The 19,474-nt window shown below is 62.6% G+C and carries 23 protein-coding genes; 9 read left to right on the plus strand and 14 right to left on the minus strand.

Going from position 1 to position 19,474, the window contains the following annotated elements; genetic code table 11:
• Positions 1-37 precede the first annotated feature (37 nt).
• From IVB05_RS06560 to IVB05_RS06570, 3 genes are all read right to left on the minus strand, one after another.
• On the minus strand, positions 38-679 hold the full coding sequence (locus IVB05_RS06560; protein ID WP_247783601.1) for a hypothetical protein: 642 nt from the start codon (positions 677-679) through the stop codon (positions 38-40).
• A gap of 157 nt (positions 680-836) precedes the next feature.
• On the minus strand, positions 837-1,226 hold the full coding sequence (locus IVB05_RS06565; RefSeq protein ID WP_247783602.1) for a VOC family protein: 390 nt from the start codon (positions 1,224-1,226) through the stop codon (positions 837-839).
• A gap of 367 nt (positions 1,227-1,593) precedes the next feature.
• On the minus strand, positions 1,594-2,040 hold the full coding sequence (locus IVB05_RS06570; RefSeq protein WP_247783603.1) for a hypothetical protein: 447 nt from the start codon (positions 2,038-2,040) through the stop codon (positions 1,594-1,596).
• A gap of 279 nt (positions 2,041-2,319) precedes the next feature.
• On the opposite strand from IVB05_RS06570, the gene IVB05_RS06575 reads away from it, so the two are divergent.
• On the plus strand, positions 2,320-3,162 hold the full coding sequence (locus IVB05_RS06575; RefSeq protein WP_247783604.1) for a GNAT family N-acetyltransferase: 843 nt from the start codon (positions 2,320-2,322) through the stop codon (positions 3,160-3,162).
• A 690-nt stretch (positions 3,163-3,852) separates the two neighbouring features.
• On the opposite strand, the gene IVB05_RS06585 is transcribed toward IVB05_RS06575, so the two are convergent.
• The 3 genes from IVB05_RS06585 to IVB05_RS06595 all read right to left on the minus strand — a co-directional run bounded on the left by IVB05_RS06585 (position 3,853) and on the right by IVB05_RS06595 (position 6,141).
• Positions 3,853-4,929 (minus strand): AI-2E family transporter, encoded by a 1,077-nt coding sequence (locus tag IVB05_RS06585; protein WP_247783606.1) that lies wholly within the window; start codon positions 4,927-4,929, stop codon positions 3,853-3,855.
• Between the two features lie 151 nt (positions 4,930-5,080).
• The gene (locus tag IVB05_RS06590) at positions 5,081-5,542 is read right to left on the minus strand and encodes a cupredoxin family protein (protein WP_247783607.1); all 462 of its coding nucleotides are present in this window, start codon (positions 5,540-5,542) and stop codon (positions 5,081-5,083) included.
• A gap of 143 nt (positions 5,543-5,685) precedes the next feature.
• Positions 5,686-6,141: a hypothetical protein gene (locus IVB05_RS06595; protein WP_247783608.1), complete on the minus strand. Its 456-nt coding sequence runs from the start codon at positions 6,139-6,141 to the stop codon at positions 5,686-5,688.
• Between the two features lie 129 nt (positions 6,142-6,270).
• Here IVB05_RS06595 and IVB05_RS06600 point away from each other — a divergent pair, with 129 nt between their 5' ends.
• Positions 6,271-7,506, plus strand: a complete 1,236-nt coding sequence (locus IVB05_RS06600; RefSeq protein ID WP_247783609.1) for an MFS transporter — start codon at positions 6,271-6,273, stop codon at positions 7,504-7,506.
• 29 nt (positions 7,507-7,535) lie between these two features.
• Positions 7,536-7,946 (plus strand): hypothetical protein, encoded by a 411-nt coding sequence (locus tag IVB05_RS06605; RefSeq protein ID WP_247783610.1) that lies wholly within the window; start codon positions 7,536-7,538, stop codon positions 7,944-7,946.
• Between the two features lie 11 nt (positions 7,947-7,957).
• On the opposite strand, the gene IVB05_RS06610 is transcribed toward IVB05_RS06605, so the two are convergent.
• Positions 7,958-8,362 carry a DUF4864 domain-containing protein gene (locus IVB05_RS06610; protein ID WP_247783611.1) on the minus strand — a complete coding sequence of 135 codons (405 nt, stop codon included), beginning with the start codon at positions 8,360-8,362 and terminating at the stop codon, positions 7,958-7,960.
• A 116-nt stretch (positions 8,363-8,478) separates the two neighbouring features.
• Entirely contained in the window at positions 8,479-8,910 is a 432-nt protein-coding gene (locus IVB05_RS06615; protein ID WP_247783612.1) for a cupin domain-containing protein, read from the minus strand.
• A gap of 120 nt (positions 8,911-9,030) precedes the next feature.
• Here IVB05_RS06615 and IVB05_RS06620 point away from each other — a divergent pair, with 120 nt between their 5' ends.
• Positions 9,031-9,921, plus strand: coding sequence for a LysR family transcriptional regulator (locus IVB05_RS06620; protein WP_247783613.1), 891 nt, complete (start codon positions 9,031-9,033; stop codon positions 9,919-9,921).
• Positions 9,922-10,052: 131 nt separating this feature from the next.
• Here IVB05_RS06620 and IVB05_RS06625 read toward each other — a convergent pair whose 3' ends face one another.
• From IVB05_RS06625 to IVB05_RS06635, 3 genes are read right to left on the minus strand one after another with little or no spacing between them, the layout of a single operon-like run.
• On the minus strand, positions 10,053-10,841 hold the full coding sequence (locus IVB05_RS06625; RefSeq protein ID WP_247783614.1) for a hydratase: 789 nt from the start codon (positions 10,839-10,841) through the stop codon (positions 10,053-10,055).
• A 7-nt stretch (positions 10,842-10,848) separates the two neighbouring features.
• Positions 10,849-11,628 carry a crotonase/enoyl-CoA hydratase family protein gene (locus IVB05_RS06630; RefSeq protein WP_247783615.1) on the minus strand — a complete coding sequence of 260 codons (780 nt, stop codon included), beginning with the start codon at positions 11,626-11,628 and terminating at the stop codon, positions 10,849-10,851.
• Positions 11,629-11,686: 58 nt separating this feature from the next.
• Positions 11,687-12,175, minus strand: coding sequence for a tautomerase enzyme (locus tag IVB05_RS06635; RefSeq protein ID WP_247783616.1), 489 nt, complete (start codon positions 12,173-12,175; stop codon positions 11,687-11,689).
• Positions 12,176-12,284: 109 nt separating this feature from the next.
• Here IVB05_RS06635 and IVB05_RS06640 point away from each other — a divergent pair, with 109 nt between their 5' ends.
• The gene (locus tag IVB05_RS06640) at positions 12,285-12,896 is read left to right on the plus strand and encodes a helix-turn-helix domain-containing protein (protein ID WP_247783617.1); all 612 of its coding nucleotides are present in this window, start codon (positions 12,285-12,287) and stop codon (positions 12,894-12,896) included.
• 9 nt (positions 12,897-12,905) lie between these two features.
• On the opposite strand, the gene IVB05_RS06645 is transcribed toward IVB05_RS06640, so the two are convergent.
• Entirely contained in the window at positions 12,906-13,787 is an 882-nt protein-coding gene (locus IVB05_RS06645; RefSeq protein ID WP_247783618.1) for a 3-keto-5-aminohexanoate cleavage protein, read from the minus strand.
• Between the two features lie 388 nt (positions 13,788-14,175).
• Between IVB05_RS06645 and IVB05_RS06650 the strand changes: the two genes are divergently transcribed.
• Together IVB05_RS06650 and IVB05_RS06655 are read left to right on the plus strand one after the other, a co-directional pair.
• The gene (locus tag IVB05_RS06650) at positions 14,176-14,571 is read left to right on the plus strand and encodes a hypothetical protein (RefSeq protein ID WP_247783619.1); all 396 of its coding nucleotides are present in this window, start codon (positions 14,176-14,178) and stop codon (positions 14,569-14,571) included.
• A gap of 15 nt (positions 14,572-14,586) precedes the next feature.
• Positions 14,587-15,402, plus strand: a complete 816-nt coding sequence (locus IVB05_RS06655; protein WP_247783620.1) for a hypothetical protein — start codon at positions 14,587-14,589, stop codon at positions 15,400-15,402.
• 82 nt (positions 15,403-15,484) lie between these two features.
• On the opposite strand, the gene IVB05_RS06660 is transcribed toward IVB05_RS06655, so the two are convergent.
• Entirely contained in the window at positions 15,485-16,033 is a 549-nt protein-coding gene (locus IVB05_RS06660; protein WP_247520527.1) for a cupin domain-containing protein, read from the minus strand.
• Positions 16,034-16,185: 152 nt separating this feature from the next.
• Here IVB05_RS06660 and IVB05_RS06665 point away from each other — a divergent pair, with 152 nt between their 5' ends.
• Together IVB05_RS06665 and IVB05_RS06670 are read left to right on the plus strand one after the other, a co-directional pair.
• Positions 16,186-17,514 carry an aspartate aminotransferase family protein gene (locus IVB05_RS06665; protein WP_247783621.1) on the plus strand — a complete coding sequence of 443 codons (1,329 nt, stop codon included), beginning with the start codon at positions 16,186-16,188 and terminating at the stop codon, positions 17,512-17,514.
• 64 nt (positions 17,515-17,578) lie between these two features.
• Positions 17,579-18,844, plus strand: a complete 1,266-nt coding sequence (locus tag IVB05_RS06670) for a D-amino acid dehydrogenase (RefSeq protein WP_247783622.1) — start codon at positions 17,579-17,581, stop codon at positions 18,842-18,844.
• Positions 18,845-18,941: 97 nt separating this feature from the next.
• Here IVB05_RS06670 and IVB05_RS06675 read toward each other — a convergent pair whose 3' ends face one another.
• On the minus strand, positions 18,942-19,223 hold the full coding sequence (locus IVB05_RS06675; RefSeq protein ID WP_247783623.1) for a hypothetical protein: 282 nt from the start codon (positions 19,221-19,223) through the stop codon (positions 18,942-18,944).
• Positions 19,224-19,474 lie beyond the last annotated feature (251 nt).

The raw sequence follows: 19,474 nt of genomic DNA on the forward strand, positions 1-19,474 counted from the left end.
TCGCTCAGGCCGAAGACTTTCATGCCCGCCTGAGTTGCTACCTAGCCAACGGCATCCGATCGATCGTTGTCGTGCCGGCTGCGGAGAACAGCCTGTCCGTTTGCACAAGTTCGAGGGCTTCCACGCATAAGCCGCCGAAGCTGGTCGTACGATGGCGTGCGATTTCGCGAATGAACGGAAGAGATATCGGGCCCGAAAAGCGGATCAGATTCGCAAATGCGAGCCTGCGAAACAGAAGGTCGCGAACCCGGCTCGAGTCCATTGCCCGTGCGTGAAAACTGTCCCGGGTCGGCAATGCAAGCTTGCGTCTCAATTCCCACAGTGAGCGATCTTCAGGAAAGAGCTGCACAAAAACTGAATTGGGGGAAACACCCAGGCCTCGTGCCCGCAAGGTGAAGGGACGGAGCGAACCGATGCAATGCCGGAGTTGCGCGCGTAACTGCGAGCGATCGACGTCGTTCATGCTGTCGAAATTTCGAATCGTCACATGAATGGCATCGGTGGGGTAATAGTGGTGTGAAGGATCGCGCCGCCTGAGGTCTGCCAGGATCTCGTCGATCCCGGAGGTCGCTTGTTGAGGGAGCCGGGCCACCAAGGTCAAATGCGCGGCCGCGGCCTGGCCCGATGGTGGCAGGATATGTTGCTGTCGTCGAACCGCAGACAGGCTCAGGGCTGCCATGCCAATCGCCCAAAGCGAGCCAAATCGTACTGTGTCACTCGCGAAAGCGTCGGGATTCACGATGCACTCCCCGCCTGATCCCTTACGGTAGCCGATGGCTGCCTTGTTCGAAACCAGCGGAGCTTGGCGGCTCAAGCGGCGTGCCTGGCCGCCGGCTTCACGGATTCCATCCGCCGCTGCCATAGGGGCGGGTGATGACTTCAAGGAGGTGACCGTTGAGGTCCTCGAAGTAGACACCGCGTCCGCCATCGTGGCGATTGATCTCGCCCGGCTGCTTCCGCGCCGGATCGGCCCAGTACGCAAGATTGCGTTCCCGGACCCGACCGAAAATCTCATCGAATTCGGGTTCGCTGACCAGAAACGCGTAATGCTGTGGTGCGATTTCGTCGGTGTCCATGTAATCGAGATAGGCCCCGTTCTCGGTGATGACCATCTCGAATGGCCCCCAGTGCTTCGCGGCCGGAAGGTTCAACATCTCGGTGAGGAATTTCGCCGAGGCCTTGCTGTCGCGTGCCGACAGGATGGTGTGGTTGAAATGGACCGCCATGTCGCGTCTCCCTGGATAAGCGTTATTGTCCAACAGCTCCAACGCTTAACCAGCGCACCTTCAGGTGAGTTCCATTTTGGAAATGCGCTCAAATCGCTTTCGGCTGCTGGGCAGTCCCGCAGGATGGGTAGAGCGAAAGCGAAACCCATCAATCGCGTGCGCGGAAGGGTGATGGGTATCGCTTCCGCCTTCGCTCTTTGAGCTACGGCGGACAAGCCGCTCCACCGATCCTACTTACTGATCAAGGATTGCTCGCAGTCCCTAGCGTGGATTAGCGACAGCGTAATCCACCTTTTGCCGGTTGGACGGCGGATTACGCTATCGCTCATCCGCCCTGCGGTCCTGATCCCGCGCGGTGACGGCGGCCTTATTCGCAGTAGGCCCACCTGCCATAGCCGTCGTCGCATCGTGCCCGCGCACGGTAGGGCACGGGCAGCGGCGGCCGCGGTGCATATTCCGGCGCATAGTCGTATTCCTGCGCGGAGTAACGCTCGCGAGCGTAGTGACGCTCGGGAGCGTAGTAGCGCTCGGGATAAGCGGGCGCGCGGTCGACATAGACCGGCTGCGCGGCGTAGGCGGGTCCGTACTCGCCATAGACCGCCGCCGGTGCGCGGTATGCAGGGGCCCGATATCCGTAACCGTAACCGGGTTCCGCGTAGGGCGATTGCCGATGGGCTGGTCCCGGACGCACATAGACGTTTGCGGAAGGTGCGTAGATTCCGCCCGGCGCCACGTAGACGGATGACAGGTCGCTTGCCGCGCCGGCCGCCGAGTACAGCACAACAAAGGCCAGCGTGAGCGATGATCGGTACATGTGTGTCGCCTCCAACAATGCAGCCCCGCCAGCCAGCATATGATTAATTTTCGCTAAACAATTCGCAGGGCGCAATGATATTCTTCGCGAAGAAGTGTGCCATTTCTGGACTGTGCACATCTGCATCGCGAGGACGCTGACGGAGCGCAATCAACTACACCCGTCCCACAATTGTAATTTCCGCAGGCTGCTTCCACCTTCGCTCTGGCGAGCTACGGCGGACAAGTCGTCGCTTTACTCTTGACGGCTGAAGACACGCATCCGGGAGGACCGCCCGCCATGAACGCCTTCACCATTCGAACGATGCGGCCGGACGAAATCTCGTTGGCCGTGGACTGGGCCGCGACAGAGGGCTGGAATCCGGGCTTTGCCGACGACGCGTGCTTTGCTTCCGTCGATCCGGAAGGCTTTTTCATCGGCGAACTCGATGGCGCGCCTGCGGCGATGGTCTCCTGCGTCAATTACGGTGCGAGGTTTTCCTTTCTCGGCTTTTACATCGTGCGAGCGGATTTGCGCGGCAGGGGTTTCGGCTTGCGGATATGGAATGCGGCGATCGCGCACGCCGGCGCGCGCGTGATCGGGCTCGATGGCGTGACGGCGCAGCAGGACAATTATCGAAAGTCCGGGTTCGCGCTCGCTTACGCCAACATCCGTTACGGCGGCACGGTTGCGGCCCCCGCCGCGCCGCGGGCTGAAATCATTGCGCTGTCCGATGTTCCGTTCGCGGCTGTCGAGGCGGACGACGCTACCGTGTTTCCCGCGCCGCGATCTGCGTTTCTGCGCGCCTGGATCGGTTCGCCCGGTCACGCCGGTTGCGCGCTCGTGCGGGATGGCCGGCTTGCCGGCTGGGGTGTGATCCGTCCGTGCCGGAAGGGTTTTAAGATCGGCCCGCTGGTGGCCGACGGCCGCGCCATCGCCGAAGCGGTCCTGACCGCCTTGCTCGCCAAGGTCGGCGGCGGCGAGATTTTTCTCGACGTGCCCGGCATCAACCGCGAGGCGACCGCGCTGGCGCAGGATTTTGGATTAGCGCCGGTGTTCGAGACGGCCCGCATGTATACCGGCGCGATCCCGCCGCTGCGGCTGGAGCGGGTGTTCGGCGTTACCAGTTTTGAACTGGGGTAGGTTCCCGCGATAATCAGGACACCTGCACAATCACTGGCACAATCACTGGTTCCCACGGAACGGGCAGCACACTCGCTTGTTAACGCCGATGGATCGCTTCTGTCTGCATATCATCTGCGCGAGCATTCTGCTGCTCGTGACCGCGTTTGCGCTGGGAACGCCTGGATTGAAATCGGAAGGTCCGCCCGAGAAAGCACTTTTGCTGCGGATCGCATCCCGATGAAGCGGTGCCTGCAGGAGGCAGCACGGGACCAAACGCCGCCGAGAGAAATTCTCAGTTCGGCGCTCGCGGACCGGACGGCGTAAGCCATTGCTCCATGTGGACAGCCGTTTCAGCCTGTCGCGCTCTGCGGAGCAGCCGCTCGCGCTCAATGCCAGGCGGGGTGCCTCGCGCCTCTTTTCGCAGGCGTTGCGCTTGATCGATCAGGCGTTGATCCAGGGGCGAGGTTTGTTTTACGCGGCGTCGTTTCTGCACGGCGCTACTCCATGTGAGAAGGCGGGAGCGCGGCTAGCGTTCTCCTCACCGATAGCTGCCACGGGGCGGTGCGGTGATGGTTGAGTTTAGACCTCCCTGGATGGGAAGTCAGTCCACTAGTGTACACAGGAGTGTGTCTAGGATGGGTAGAGCGCAGCGAAACCCATCATTGCCGTTGGCAGCCTATTGATGGGTTTCGCTTCGCTCTACCCATCCTACGGGGCTGCGTTGCCGGCGGCGTCATCCGCTGGCGCCTGCCGCGATACGGCGAAGATTTCCCAACTCACCATGAACATCGCCGCGATCAACGGGCCGATGACAAAGCCGTTCAGGCCGAACACTTCGATGCCGCCGAGCGTCGAGATCAGCACGATATAGTCCGGCAGCTTGGAGCCTTTGCCGACCAGGAACGGACGCAGCAGATTGTCCACCAGTCCGATGACGAGCACGCCATACAGGATCAATCCGATGCCCTGCCAGATGGCGCCGGTCGCCAGGAAGTAGATCGCAACCGGAAGCCAGACCAGCGTGGCGCCGATCGCAGGGATCAGCGACAGGAACGCCATCAGCACGGCCCATAGCAGCGCGGCGTGGATTCCGAGAAACCAGAATGCGATGCCGCCGAGCGTGCCTTGCACCATCGCGACGAGGATGCCGCCCTTCACGGTGGCGCGAACGACGTCGGCGAACCGGGCGAACAGCGCCGCCTTCTGCTCGCCGCGCAGCGGAATGGCGTCCCTGATCCGTTCGGCCAACGCCCGGCCGTCACGCAGCAGGAAGAACAGCAGATAAAGCATGATGCCGAGGCGGATCACGAAATCGAACGTGTTCATGCCGATGCTCAGCGCCTGCGGGGCGAGAACCTGCCCGCCCTTCATGAGGCCGGAAGCGAGCTTTTCGCGCAGCGCCGAAAAATCGGCGAGGTTGGCCCGCTCGAGCAATCCGGTGGCCCAGGCCGGCAGGGCGTCGAATATCCGCTGCAGGTAGCTGCCGAAATCGTACTCGCCTGACTGGATCTTCGCGAAAAGGCTTGACGCTTCCTGCGCCAGCGAAGCCGCGATCATTGTCAGCGGCAGGATGACCATGGCGATGATGATCAGAACGGTGACGGCGGCCGAAAGGCTTGGTCTGCCCTGCATCGATTGCAGCAGCCTGCGATAGACCGGTGCAAAAAGCACCGCCACGACAATCGCCCAGAGAACGGCGCCATAGAACGGGTACAGCACCCAGCCAAACGCCAGCGTGACGGCGACAAGCAGCAGCAGGAAACCCTGGTGTTCGATCCTTTGCACGGCGGTCTCGCTTTCCCAGCTTTCGGATTGGGCCCGGTTGTAGTGGATCAGGGGTGACGAAAACAGGTACTTTTGCGCAGCTTGCCGCCTTCGCTTTACCTATGACTCATTTCACCGGGACCTATTTCACCAGGACTTATTTTACCAGGACTTATTTCACCAGAACCTGGCCGACCATGCCGGCCTCGCGATGGCCGGGGATCAGGCACGCATATTCGAACGTGCCGGCGTGAGTGAACTTCCAGAGGATCTCGGCCGATTTCTTCGGCGCCAGCCGAACGCCGTTCGGTTCGTCATGTGCCATATGCGGGTTCTCCATCATCGCCTTGGCGTGCTTTAGATTTTCTGCCGTGGTGGCGAGCAGGAATTCGTGGTCGTCGGCGCCGGTGTTGCGGACCACAAAGCGGATCTGTTCGCCGCGCTTCACCTCGATGCGGGCGGGCGCGTAGGCCATCTCGCTCATCCCGACCTCGATGGTGCGGGAAGGCTGTTTGGGATCGCCGGGCTCGCCCGCCGCATGGCTTTGGTGGGCGTGCTGCTCATGGCTGTGCGCTGGACGCGGCAGGGCTGAAAGCGCTGACAGCGCCAGCAGGATTGTCACAATGATTTTCATCCGATGTTCCTTCTCGTGTTTTTTCGAATGCGCTGCGCATTGGCGCGAGACGCCGCAACTGCGCAGACATGATTGAACTCTCTGACGGACACGGGCATGCGCGCGCTGTCGCAAGCCGCGGCTGCCCGTCTCGTTACGTCAGGTCAGGCGATGGGAGGGCGGTAGAGCAGAGGGGGCGCCTTGCCCGGCAGGTGCTGAAAATTCCCAAAGACGCAGCGCGAGATCGGCGGCGAGGGTTTTGCGATGGCGGGCAGATCGGCCGCGATCGCGGAAAGGCAGAGCATCGCGCAGCACGGTCCCGGCGAACCCTTGCCGTCGTGCTGATGCTTCGTGTGCTCTTGCGTGGCGTTGCCGGTATCGGCGCGATGCATCTCATGCTCATCCGCTTGCATCGCATGATGCTGGTGCGAGGCCGGGTGCTGCGGCTGAACACCGTCATGCACATGCGCGGCGGCCGCCATCCCGGACTGATGCGCGAGGCACGACGCGGCATCGCCAACCGCCAGCGCGACGCCGGGCGCGAGTACGCAAAACAGATAGATCAGGGCGACAAACCACCCCGCCTTGGCGCGCACCGGCCTCGTCAAGCGAACGAACATACCGGCAAACTAATGCCGTTAGCCGATTCCGCCAAGGCACTGAGGGCGCTGCCCCATCACATCTGCATGCCCAATATCGCGCCATTGTGGCTTGACGTTAGGCGAATAGCCTACGAAGTTGCGTGCGCCGTGGTAATTTCTTCCGACTTCACCCGAGATTCCGACCTGTTCGTTCCCGACTCGCGCCGGGCATGGATCCGGCTTGCCGTCGCCGTGCTGATCGGCTCGCTCGGCAGCGTCGGCATGTGGTCGGTGGTGGTCGCACTTCCCGTGGTGCAGACCGAGTTCGCCGCGAGCCGCGGCACCGCCTCGCTGGCGTTCACGATGATCATGCTCGGATTCGGTTCCGGCGGGGTGCTGACCGGCAAGATCACCGACCGCTACGGCATCGTCACCGCGATCGGGCTCGGCATCGGCATTTTGGGCTTAGGCTATGTCGTCGCGGGAATGTCATCCTCGATCTGGCAATTCATCCTGGTGCATTTCGCGATCGGGCTTTCCTCCTCGGCCACCTTCGGCCCACTGATGGCGGAGGCCTCGCACTGGTTCGACCGCTACCGCGGTCTCGCGGTCGCCATCGCCGCCAGCGGCAATTACATCGGCGGCGCGATCTGGCCGCCGCTGGTGAACTGGGGCATCCAGACCTACCAGTGGCGCGCCACCCACATCGCGATCGGCATCTTCACGGCGGTGGCGATGGCCCTGGCGCTGATCGCCTTGCGGATGCTGATGGGGGCCGGCGCGCAGCGCGACCACGAGAATGCGTCCCCGCCGCGCGTCGACCTGCGCCTTTCCACCAATGCGTTGACCGCGATCCTGGGGCTCGCCGGCATTGCTTGCTGCGTGGCAATGGCGATGCCGCAGGTTCATATCGTGGCCTATTGCGGCGATCTCGGCTATGGCGTGGCGCGCGGCGCCGAAATGCTGTCGCTGATGCTGGGGTTCGGCATCATCAGCCGCATCGGCTCGGGCTTCCTCGCCGACAAGATCGGCGGCATACGCACGCTGCTGATCGGCTCGGTGGCGCAGGGCACCGCGCTGCTGTTCTATTTGTTCTTCGACGGCCTGACCTCGCTCTACATCATCTCCGCGATGTTCGGCCTGTTCCAGGGCGGCATCGTGCCGAGCTACGCCATCATCGTGCGCGAGGCGATGCCGGCCTCCGAGGCCGCGACCCGCGTAGGCATCGTGATCTTCGCCTCCGTGTTGGGCATGTCGTTCGGCGGCTGGATCTCGGGCGCGATCTTTGACGCCTACGGCTCCTACGGCGCGGCCTTCGCCAACGGGCTGGCGTGGAACGCGCTGAATATCGGCATCATGCTGCTGCTGTTGATGCGCGCGCGACAACGGCTGGCGATGGCGTAAGGCCGATCCCGGAACTTGGCAGGGAAATCATGCCGTTCGCGATCAAAGCCGAAATCCACGATCCGCGCGCCAAGTCGTTCTCGTTCGTCGCGCAAAAGACGATGTATGGCGGCAAACATATCGCCAAAGGCGACACGGTCTTTATGTTCGCAAGCGAGAACGAGGGCGGGCAAGGCCTCATCGCGCGCGGCATTGTCACCTCAGCCCAGGCGATTGCAAAGAGGCGCGGCGTCGTCAGGCAAACACCGCGTGTGAGCATCGCCATCAGACGCACTGCACTCGCGAAGCGGCCGCTCGGGCGGAGCGAACTCAAACGATTCAGCGACTGGAATGACGGTCAACCCCAGACCGAACTCAGCTTCAAATTCTATCGTCAGGCAACGAACAAGATCGTCGGCATCTCGGACCAGGCCGCGGAGTTCCTGGGCGAATTCTTCTAGCGCGATGGAGATTAGGCCGACTGCCCGGCCTTCAACAATGAGCACCCGGTGATCTTCAAACTGCCATCCGGTTGCTGCTCCAGCGTATACATCGCCTCCCAGGCTTCGCCATTGTCGTCGACGATGTGGACGCGCTGGGCGATCCGGCCATTGGCGGAGCGCGCCTCGCCGAATTCGAAACTCTTGTGGCGATAGACCGGCGCGTAGGCCTGCTCGACCATCTGCATGAAGATGTCGGCCTGCGGAAAGAGCTGTTTGATCTCGGGCGCGGCATGCGAATAGGCCGCCGCGGCATCGTTACGGCTGAACGCCTGCTCCTGCGCGCGGATAATGCTTTGTGCAGCGGCGACGTCGTCGGCCGTGGCTGGAGCAGCGAGGCCGAGCAAAAAAGCAAGAAGCAGGACGACGGCGCGCATGGAAATGCTCCCGTTGGTCGCGCTGGTGCGGCGGAAGCAAAAGTTACACCTGCCGGAAAGGGCGCGCAAATCACGGCTCGCGGCGCTCCGCACGCGAGCCGGAGCGCGGTCCTCTCCTAGTGCGACATCATGTCGAGGAACGGCGTGTCGTTGGCGCTGACGTAGAAAATGACGACCTTGGTCGTCTCGGTGGCGCTGCGGTTATAGCCGGTCATCGGCACCTTGGGCGGCTCGACCAGCGCTTCGCCGGCCTTGACCGTGAGCGGCGGGCGGCCGTCGAGCTCGAGGGTAAAGGTGCCTTCCAGCACGTAGACCGTCACCGGAAAGCGGTGGGTGTGATAGACGGTCTTGTCGCCCGGCTTCAACGTCGCCGTCATGACCCGCACGGTCTGCTTGTCATCGGTGGGCAGTCCTTCGACAACCTGCTGCAGCACCATGTTGGGCTTGGCGATATTGGGTGCTGCTGCGCCGTGCTGTTGCGCCAGTGCTGGATTGCTAAAGCCGAGGCCGGCGAGCAGGGCGATGCCCGGAATGAGATGGCTGCGCATGCAAAGCTCCTTTGTGCGTCAATCGCCGCGTTGTTTCGGCGCAAAAGCTTAAGGCGGCATGGCGGCACCGCGGGAGCCACAAGATTGCTAGGCCCCGCTCCAAAAGTGCATAATGGGTGCATGTTCGACTGGAACGACCTGAAATACTTTCTAGCCGTTGCGCGCCATGGCAGCACGATTGCTGCTGGCAAGGCGCTCGGCACCAGCCAGTCGACCGTGCACCGCCGGCTCGAAGAGCTCGAACGCCGGATCGGGCAGGCGCTGGTGACACGGGCTGCGAGCGGCTATCGCCTGACCGAATACGGCACCACGCTGTTACCCTTTGCCGAACGCATCGAGGCCGCGGTCGGGGATTTCCAGCGGCGGGCAGGCGATGCCGAACAGGACATGAAGGGCACGATCCGCGTGACCTGTCCGGAGCCGATCGTCATCCGCATGACGCAGTCGGGCCTGATCGAGCGGTTTCACGCTCGCCATCCGCATCTGCGCGTCGAATTCATCACCAGCGACCGCTATCTCGACCTGTCGAAGGGGGAGGTGGACATCGCCTTCCGCTCGGGCGATACCGACGACGAGCTGATCGGCCGCAAGATCGCGGATTCGTTCTGGGCCGTCTATGCCAGCCGTGACTATATCGAGCGTCACGGCAAGCCCGACCGCGTCGAGGATTTGTCACAGCACCTTCTCATAGGCTTCGACGAGACGCTGGCTGGTCACCGCGCGGCGAAATGGCTGAAGGAGGTCGCACCCGACGCCAGGATGCCGGTCCGCAACAACAGCGTGCTCGGACTCGTATCCGCCGTGAAATCCGGCTCCGGATTGGGGCCGCTGCCGACCGCGCTCGGCGACGCCGAGCCGAATCTGGTCCGCGTGCTCGGCCCTATTCCGGAGCTGACGCGAAGCTGGCGCCTGCTGACGCATCCCGATAGCCGCCGCGTGCCGCGCGTTGCCGCGTTCTTCGATTACATCATCGAGCAGCGCGATGCGCTGAAATCGATTTTGACCGGATGAGGTTCAAGGAGCGCGCCGCGCCTGGCGGATCGATCCGCCCGACCCCTCGGGCGGGGTGAAATGCGGTCCCCGGCGTTTAAGTCGCATGCCCTGACGTTTGGTTCAGGTGCCGTCCTGGTAAGAAGCCGCCGTCACAGATCAATCGTGATCTCGATGGTCGCCACGTCGCCGAAGCGTGCGCGTACGTGCTGACCGCCGCGCACCGGCAGCATGCCGGTCATCGAGCCGGTACTGATCGTCTCTCCGGCGCGAAGTCCGTCGCCCCATTGCCGGCGCTGTTCGGCCAGCCACCACAGCGGCCGCAGCGGATCGCCCATGACGTCGGCGCCCACGCCCTCGCGGCGCAGCACGCCATCGAATTCGACCCGAACCGGCGTCGACGCAAGTCTCTCGCGCCAGTTCTCGATCTTGTCGCCGAAGACATAACGTCCCGACGCGCTACCGTCGGCGAGAATGGCAGGCATCGGCGGCAGGGCTTTTCTCGCATAGCGGCACTCCGCCACTTCGATCCCGGCGTGAACCTCGCCGATTGCCTCGATGGTTTCAGGCAACGTCCAGGGTTTTTCTCGCGGCGGCAGATCGCGCGCGAGTGTTACGAAGAATTCGCATTCGATCAGGGGATCGAGCAACTCGCCGGCCTTGAAGCGCGCGGGAGACGTGCAGGCAAAGCGACGAAACGTCCTGCCATAGATCGGCCCGTCCAGCCGCAGCTTGCTTTTCACTCCCTCCGTCGTTCCCGCAATCTTCCAGCCCAGCGGCTCCCAGCCGAGCCGCTCCGCAACGATCTGGTTCACGGCGTAGGCGTCGGCGGCGTTTGCCGGCACCAGATCATCGGGCAGGGCGGACAATTGACAGGCATTGCGGCGGGCGCGGACGAGCAGGTCCGCCAGTTCTTCCTGCTTTCCGGAAATTTTCTTCATGTCGGCCTCACCGCCCCCGAAACACCGCGGCGCGGCGCTCGATGAAGGATTGAATGCCCTCGCGCGCGTCGGCGCTGTTCAGCACGCGTTCGCGCACGGTTGGAATATAGGCGATCGCCGCCTTCTCGCCATGCTCGACATATTTCAGGGCCGCTTCCTTGGTGACCTGAATGCCGAGCGGTGCATTTTGCGCAATGATCGTGGCGAGCGCCATCGCGCGCTCGACCTGCTGGCCCGCCGGCACCACCTCCTGCACCAGGCCGATCTCGCGGGCGCGCGGTGCGGTGAATTCATCGCACAGGAACAAATGATACATCGCGTTGCCCCAGCCGGTGCGCGACAGGAAGCGGAAATGCGCGCCGCCGAACGGGGCAATGCCGCGTTTGGCTTCCATCTGGCAGAAGCGGCTATCATCGGCGGCGACGACGATATCGCCCGCCAGCATCAGCTCGATGCCGATGGTGAAGACGATGCCTTGCACGGCGGTGACGATCGGCTTCCTGCAGCGCTTGCCGAGGCCGAACACATCGACATTGCCTTCCCTGATACTGCGCTTCTCGGCGGTGGGGCCGAAGAATTTCGGCATGTCGAGGCCGGCCGTGAAATCCTTTCCCTCGGCGCAGATGACGCCGACCCAAAGGCTCTCGTTGTCGTGGAGCTCGGTCAGCGCGTCCGACAACTGCTCCATCATTGCGGGCGAGAACGCGTTCTTCTTCGCCGGGTTGTCGATGATGATCTTGAACACGCGATCATGGGTTTCGGTGCGGATTTTTCCTTCGGCGCTCATGATGTTCGTTTCCTTTATCCTGGATGTCTCGAATGTCGGTGCGATTGCGCGCGGAAAGCTATCGCTCGTACTTGACGGCAAGCGCGGTGCGGATCGCCGCGGCGCGCTCCGGCGAAAAGTGCGATGCGCCGTGGTCGAGCAGGTCGAGGAACGACAGCACGCCGCCGCGCGAACCCCAGCTGCCTTCCTCGATGATACGGAAATTGATCCACCAGGCCGGCGAGGGCGCCTTCATGCCGCAGGCGTCAGCGAGCGCCGCATGGATGTTGCGGATCACCGTGGCGCGATCCTCGCGCGTCCAGCAGCAGTCCATCGCGACGACATCGAGCACCATGACGTCGCTTGGCTTGTCCGAAAGCAGTTCTCCGCCGTGCGCGATCATGTCGAGCGGCCGCTCGGTAAAATGCACCTGATAGCCGCGGCGCGCCTCGGGCGCGAGCTTGCCGACCTCCGGAACCAGCACGGCATCGGTCAGTGTCTTCGCCAATACGCGCCGCTGATCGGCGTTCAAGCGCCCTTGCGGGATCATCACATGGATAACGGTCATCGTGCATCCTCCCTGCCGGCTGGCGACTATGACGGGTGGCATAGTCCAGATCGGGCTGGCTATGTCAAGCGTCATATTCTACAATGGCGCGACTCGAAGCGGAGTTCCGATGTCGTCCAATACCCGCGCCAAGATGGTGGCAGGCGCCGCCGACCTGATGAGCCGGCGTGGCGTCAATGCCACCAGCATGCGCGATGTGGTCCGCCATACCGGCACGCCGCGCGGCTCGATCGGCCATCATTTTCCGCGCGGCAAGCAGCAACTGATCGAGGACGCGCTTGTCTTTGCAGGCAGACAGGTCAGCGGACCGCTCGGGCATCTAACGCAGGAGCATGGTGCGATCAGCGGGCTCCGCGCCTTCATCGCGCTGTGGCGTCAAACGCTGGAGCGATCAAAATTCCAGGCCGGCTGTCCGGTGCTCGCGGTAGCGGTCGAGCAGTATGTCAACGATGCGACCGAGAAAGACGGCGCGCCGGACGAAGCCGCGCAAAAGCGCCTGCTCGATCTGGCCGAAGGCGTGTTCGCCGACTGGCAGGGAATCATGATCGCGGCGATGCGGCGCGAGGGCGTTACAGCCGCGCGCGCCCGGCGGCTTGCGGCACTCGTTATCGCGTCGCTGGAAGGCACTGTCGCCATGTGCCGCGCCGCGCGCAGCGTCCAGCCGCTCGAAGATGTCAGGCAGGAGTTGGAGCTGGTGCTTTCGGGCGCGCTGGCGAAGTAGCGCCGCCGTTCACGCCGACGCGGCGAGCGCCTGCCGCATCTCGGTCGGAGAGGTCGGTTTGGCGCCGTGCTCGCGCACCATTCTTACCGCCTCTTCGACCAGTTCGAGATTGGTCGCCTTTGTTCCCAGCGGCGCATCCTCGAGGCCGACGCGAATATGGCCGCCGCGCGCGATCGTCTCCGCGAACAGCGGGCGAAGATCGGCGCTGACACCCGCAATCATCCAGGGCGCACCGGGCGCTTCCTCCTCCAACAGCGCATGGTAGGCAGCGAGCGCATATGGTTTTGGCGGAAAGCCGACCGCGATCAGATTGCAGAACATGAGACGATAGATCGGCACCTTGACGCCGGCCGCGCGCGAAAGCGCTGCGCCGGCACGCGCGAAGCCGGGCTCGTAGATGGCAAAATCGGTATGCAGGCCGTGGCGTGCTGCGAAATCGAGCGCATACCGGATCTGGGATTCAGGATTCATGTAGGTGCCGCCAGGCTGCGTGGCCGCCGTGATTTTTGTCAGGCTCAAATTGACGCTACCGGGGTCGATGACGGCAAAATCCAGCAGGCCGCGCGCAGCAAGTTCTTCGATGTCGGCAAATCGGGCCGCGACGTCGGCGAGCGGGCTGCTGTCGCTGCCTGTGGTTATGAAAGCCGGATAGGAGGGATAGACCGGCACATCGACCTGGTTACGAATACCCTCGATGATGCGGGCATAGACCTGCCAGTCATAGGTCTGCGGGCCGCCGCCATCATACGCATGGACGTGAACGATGGTGGCGCCGGCACGCGCGCAGGCGACGCCCTCGGCGATGATGGTCTCAACGGTATCGGGAATGCCGGGTTGGAGCGCGCGGCTCCACGAGCCGTTCAACGCCGCCTCGATCCAGACCTTGCGCATGCCATTACTCTCCTGAAAAATCGGTTCTGCCATCTATGAGGCGTGTACTCAGAGACGAGCGTATCCGATTTTTTGGGCCAAGCAGACCCACCTTGGGGTTCTGGCGGATGCTATGCTTCACCTTCGTCGGCTTCGGGACGGTAAATCGAGTATTGATGGGGAGGTCACCTGGAGGAGTTACATGCGAGTCATGACACTTCTTTTATTCTCCAGTTTTTCGCTTCTGACACTGACTATGGTCTCGGCTGGCACGACGCGAGCCCAAGCTCCCGCGCCATCGTCCGTACCGGCTCCAGCGCAGGCACCGGCTCCTGGCACTACCTTTAGCCCTGTTCCGCAGGACCCGGTCAGCTACCTTCCGGTTATCCCGGGAGGCCGTGGTTTCGGCATGTCAACGAGGGCAGGTCGTGGCGGTACGGTCTACCGCGTGACGAACAACAACTCGAGCGGGGCTGGTTCTTTTCGCGCCTGTGCTGCCGCTTCGGGGCCGCGCGTTTGTATTTTCGAAGTTTCTGGTTACATCGATATTTCTCCAGAACTGTCGATTTTTAACCCTTATCTGACAATCGCCGGTCAAACGGCTCCGTCTCCCGGGATCACACGTCGCGGTGGCAATCTGGTCATCGCGACGTCTGACGTTTTGGTTCAACACATTCGTGTTCGTGTGGGCGATGACGCTGGTTCTGATCCCGAAGACCGCGATGCCCTGACCATCGACGGTCATAGCGGCAGCGAATCGAATCCAATCAAGAACATCGTCGTCGATCACTGCTCGTTTAGCTGATCTATCGATGAAGTGATGTCAGCCTGGTGGTACACGGACCAGATCACGCTATCAAACAACATCTTCGCTCAACCGCTTGACCGATCTCTCCACCCAAAAGGCCCGCATGGTTTTGGCGTGCTCTTTGGATATGCCCCGGGGTCTATTTCCATGTTGTACAACATCATGGCGCACAACGTGGATCGCAGTCCAAACTCGCGCGCGAAGTACTTCGCGATGCTGAACAACACCGTCTACAATTGGACCTGGTACGCAACCCGCATGACGGGTGAAGAGGAATTGGCTATTGCGCCACCCGCGACGAACAGTTCGGTCATTGGTAACATGTATATCACTGGTCCCGATACCGAGTTGGAGCGCCTGCCGATTGAAGTGTCCAATCCGAACAGCGCAACCAAGGTCTACGTGTCTGACAATGGCGGCTTTCGTCAGTCAAGCGATCCGATGTCAATGGTGGCGTGGAATTCCGACTTGAAGGAGAGCCAGGCGAGTTACTCAGCGCCATCAGGCACGATCCCACAAGGTATCGTGGCGGTTTCGCCAGGTCAGGCCCACGATTTTGTTCTCGTCCATGGCGGTGCGTGCCCGAAAGATCGCGATTCGGTTGATATCCGCGTCATCAACGAGATCAAGAACAGAGCAGGCACGATCATCAACTGCGTTAGCGCGGATGGCAGCGACCGTTGCCAAAAGAACGGTGGCGGATGGCCGTCAATGCGTGTGAATCGTATTACTCATACTTTGCCTGCGAATCCAGGCGGCGATGACGATGGAAATGGTTACACGAATCTCGAAGAGTGGTTGCATCGCAAGGCCGCGGCTCTGGAGTAAGTTACCGACGTCCGCTTCCAAGTCAAAGACGAAGATCGCGACGATGACAGCGCTACAGCGGATTTGAGTATGCGCCCGCTGCTCAAAACGTCGGCGGCGTGCAGGCACTTATCACCTCGCACGCCTTGCCGCCGACGCAGCGAAAGCGATGCGGCCTGCGGCTTTCGAAATAATAGGCGTCGCCGGGGTCGAGAATGCGGCGCTCGTCATCGACGGTGACCTCGAGCCGGCCCGAGACCACGATGCCGCCTTCCTCGCCGTCATGGGTCAGCGGCACCCGCCCGGTGTCGCTGCCCGGCTCGTAGCGTTCTTTGAGAATTTGCAAGCTGCGGCCGAACAGATTGTCGCCGACCTGGCGGAAGGAGATCGGCTTCTTGCCGATCTCGGTCAGTTCGTCGGCCCGGTAGAAAGCCTTGCGCGGCCGCTCCGGTTCGATCGCAAAGAACTCGGCGAGCCCCATCGGCAGCCCGTCGAGGATGCGCTTGAGCGCGCCGACGCTAGGGTTCATCTGGTTCGATTCGATCAGCGAGATCGTCGAATTGGTCACGCCGGAGCGTTTTGCCAGCTCGCGCTGCGACAGCTTGTGACGGGCGCGAACGAAGCGGAGTCGCCCACCGATATCGACGCTCATCGGAAATCCCTGTTGCAAGTGTTTCGGATCGAACAAATATGCCCTGACGTGGCTAGCAAAATCAATGGGTTGCAGGAGCGAAGAAAAGGACTTGTTGTGCCTTCCCGAGCGTGGCCCGGTGGTACCTTGAGCTGCCAGCACAGGAGCTACCCGTGACCCTTCATCAGAAGCCGAACACCCTGCAAACCGATTCGTTCTGGATGCCGTTCACGGCCAACCGGCAGTTCAAGAAAGCGCCGCGGCTGTTCGCTTCCGCCGAGGGCATGCACTACACCACCGTCGACGGTCGCAAGGTGATCGACGGCTCGGCCGGCCTCTGGTGCGTCAATGCCGGCCACGGCCGCCGCCAGATCGCAACCGCCGTCGAACGGCAGCTGACGAACCTCGACTTCGCGCCCTCGTTCAACATGGGCCATCCGCTGGCGTTCGATTTCGCCGAGCGCCTCGCCGAGATCGCGCCGAAGGGGATCGACCGTATCTTCTTCACCAACTCTGGCTCTGAATCGGTCGACACCGCCCTGAAGATCGCGCTGGCCTATCAGCGCGCCATCGGACAGGGCACGCGGACGCGCCTGATCGGCCGCGAGCGCGGCTATCACGGCGTCGGTTTTGGCGGCATGTCGGTCGGCGGCATGGTGGCGAACCGCCGTGCGTTCGCGACCCATCTGCCCGGCGTCGACCACATCCGTCACGCCCATGATCTCGCGCGCAATGCGTTTGCGAAGGATCAGCCTGACCATGGCGCCGAGCTCGCCGACGATCTCGAGCGGATGGTGGCGCTGCATGGCGCCGACACCATCGCCGCCGTCATCGTCGAGCCGGTGCCGGGCTCGACCGCGGTGCTGCCGCCGCCGAAGGGTTACCTGAAGCGCCTGCGCGAAATCTCCGAGAAGCATGGCATCCTGCTGATCTTCGACGAGGTGATCACCGGCTTCGGCCGCCTCGGCGCGCCGTTCGCCGCGGATTATTTCGGCGTCACACCGGACCTGATGACGACGGCCAAGGGCATCACCAACGGCACCGTTCCCTGCGGCGCGGTGTTCGCCAGCCGCAAGATCCACGACGCGCTGATGAACGGCCCCGAGGGCACCATCGAGCTGTTCCACGGCTACACTTATTCCGCGCATCCGGTCGCCTGCGCGGCGGGCCTTGCGACGCTCGACATCTACAAGGACGAGGGGCTGCTCACGCGCGGCGCGTCAATGGCAGAATACTGGCGTGATGCGCTGCATTCGCTGAAAGGTCTGCCGAACGTCGTCGACATCCGCAATTGCGGCCTGATGGGCGCGGTCGAAGTCGCGCCGCGTAGCGAGGGCGTCGGCGCGCGCGGCTATGATGTGATGGTGGACTGCTTCAATCGCGGGCTTTACCTGCGCATGAGCGGCGATTCCTTTGCGTTGTCGCCGCCCCTGATCGTCGAGAAGAGCCATATCGACGACATCGTCTCGATCCTCGGCGACGCCATCAAGCGCGTGGCCTGATCCTTGCTCGTAAGAAAATAGAGCGGCCGCGGCGTGCGACGCCGCGGCGGATGCGTGAGGGGTCGTGAAAATCATCGTTCTCGGCAGTGGCGTCATCGGCGTCTCCACCGCCTATTATCTGGCGCGCGCCGGCCATGAGGTAACGGTCGTCGACCGTCAGGCTCAGCCAGCGCAAGAAACCTCTTTCGCCAACGCCGGCGAAGTGTCGCCCGGCTATTCCTCGCCTTGGGCTGGGCCGGGCGTGCCGGTGAAAGCCATCAAATGGCTGTTGATGCGCCACGGGCCGCTGGTGATCTGGCCCAAGCTCGATCCTGTGATGTGGATCTGGGGGCTGAAGATGCTGCGTAACTGCACGGCAGAGCGCTACGCCATCAACAAGAGCCGGATGATTCCGATCGCCGAATACAGCCGCGATTGCTTGCGCGCGCTGCGCGCCGAGACCGGGATCAAGTATGACGAGCGCAGCCAAGGCACGCTGCAGCTCTTCCGCAAGCAGAAGCAGCTTGACGGCACCGGCGACGATATCGCGGTGCTCAAGCAATATGGCGTGCCTTACGAAGTGCTCGATCCGGCCGGCTGCATTGCCGCGGAGCCGGCGCTCGCCACTGCGAAGGTCAAGTTCGTCGGCGGGCTTCGGCTGCCGCAGGACGAGACCGGCGATTGCCACATGTTCACGCAGGCGCTCGCCAAGGAAGCAGCAAAGCTCGGCGTGCAGTTCAAATTCAATACCGGCATCGAGCGGCTGGTCGCCGATGGCGGCAAGATCACTGGTGTCGTTACCAGCGCCGGGCTGTTGCAGGCCGACGCCTATGTCGCAGCGCTCGGGAGCTGGTCGACGCGGCTGCTGAAACCCATTGGTATTTCTGTTCCGGTCTATCCCGTAAAAGGCTATTCGATCACGGTCCCCGTCACCGATCCCGATAATGCACCGGCATCGACCGTGATGGACGAAAGCTACAAGGTCGCGATCACGCGGCTGGGTGATCGCATCCGCGTCGGCGGCACCGCGGAAATTTCGGGCTATTCCGATTCGCTCGACGCGGCGCGGCGGGCGACGCTCGATCATTCCCTGACCGACATGTTCCCGCGCGGCGGTGACTTGAGCAAGGCAACATTCTGGTGCGGCCTGCGCCCGATGACACCGGACGGGCCGCCTGTCATCGGCGCCACGCGCTACAGCAATTTGCATCTCAACACCGGCCACGGCACGCTCGGTTGGACCATGGCCTGCGGGTCGGGGAGGGTGCTGGCGGACCTGATGTCGGGACGGAAGCCGGATATCGACGTGAGCGAACTAAGCGTGAGCCGGTACGATCACCGGTTCGGGTGAGGGCCAGACGACGTCCGCTTCGTCATTTCGATCGTCGTCCGACTCACTGCAAGTGCGACCGCAATTGGCAAGAGGCGCGAGACGCGCCGAGTTTCCCTCAGTGCAGCGCCTGCTCGCGAGCGCTTAGCGCCTTCTTCACCAGCTCCGGCAAGGTCCTGGCGTAGACCTCAATGAAGGTGGCGTCGCCATTGGAGCGCGGTGTGTGCGCGGCCTGCTCGGCGAGACGTGCGGCCTTGGCCTCGCACTTCGCGAACAGGTTCCAGAACCACTCCGGCTTTTTGTCCACCGTCTCCTTGTGGAGCTTGATGACGGCGGCGCCTACTGCCGCCATGGCATTTACGGCGCCTGCGCTCATGGCGCTTAGGGCAGCCGAGCTCATGATATCTTCTCGGGCCTCGGCGGCAGCGGCTCGTGCTTTCCCGTGTTTCCCTCGGTTCGGCATGCTCGGCTCCTAATGTACCCATACGAACTCAGGGAAGCTTAGGCCGCAGGGATTGACGGCGTCTGAATCGACAATCCTAAGTTCGGATTTTCGATTTCATTCGGGTATGTCTAAATTCTTTCACGATGTTCCCCCGGTAGGCGGACGTCCATGAAGGACGGCGAGAGGGAGACGAGAACGGAAGCCGT

This window comes from Bradyrhizobium sp. 170 (genome assembly GCF_023101085.1).
In the GTDB taxonomy this organism is placed as follows: Bacteria; Pseudomonadota; Alphaproteobacteria; order Rhizobiales; family Xanthobacteraceae; genus Bradyrhizobium.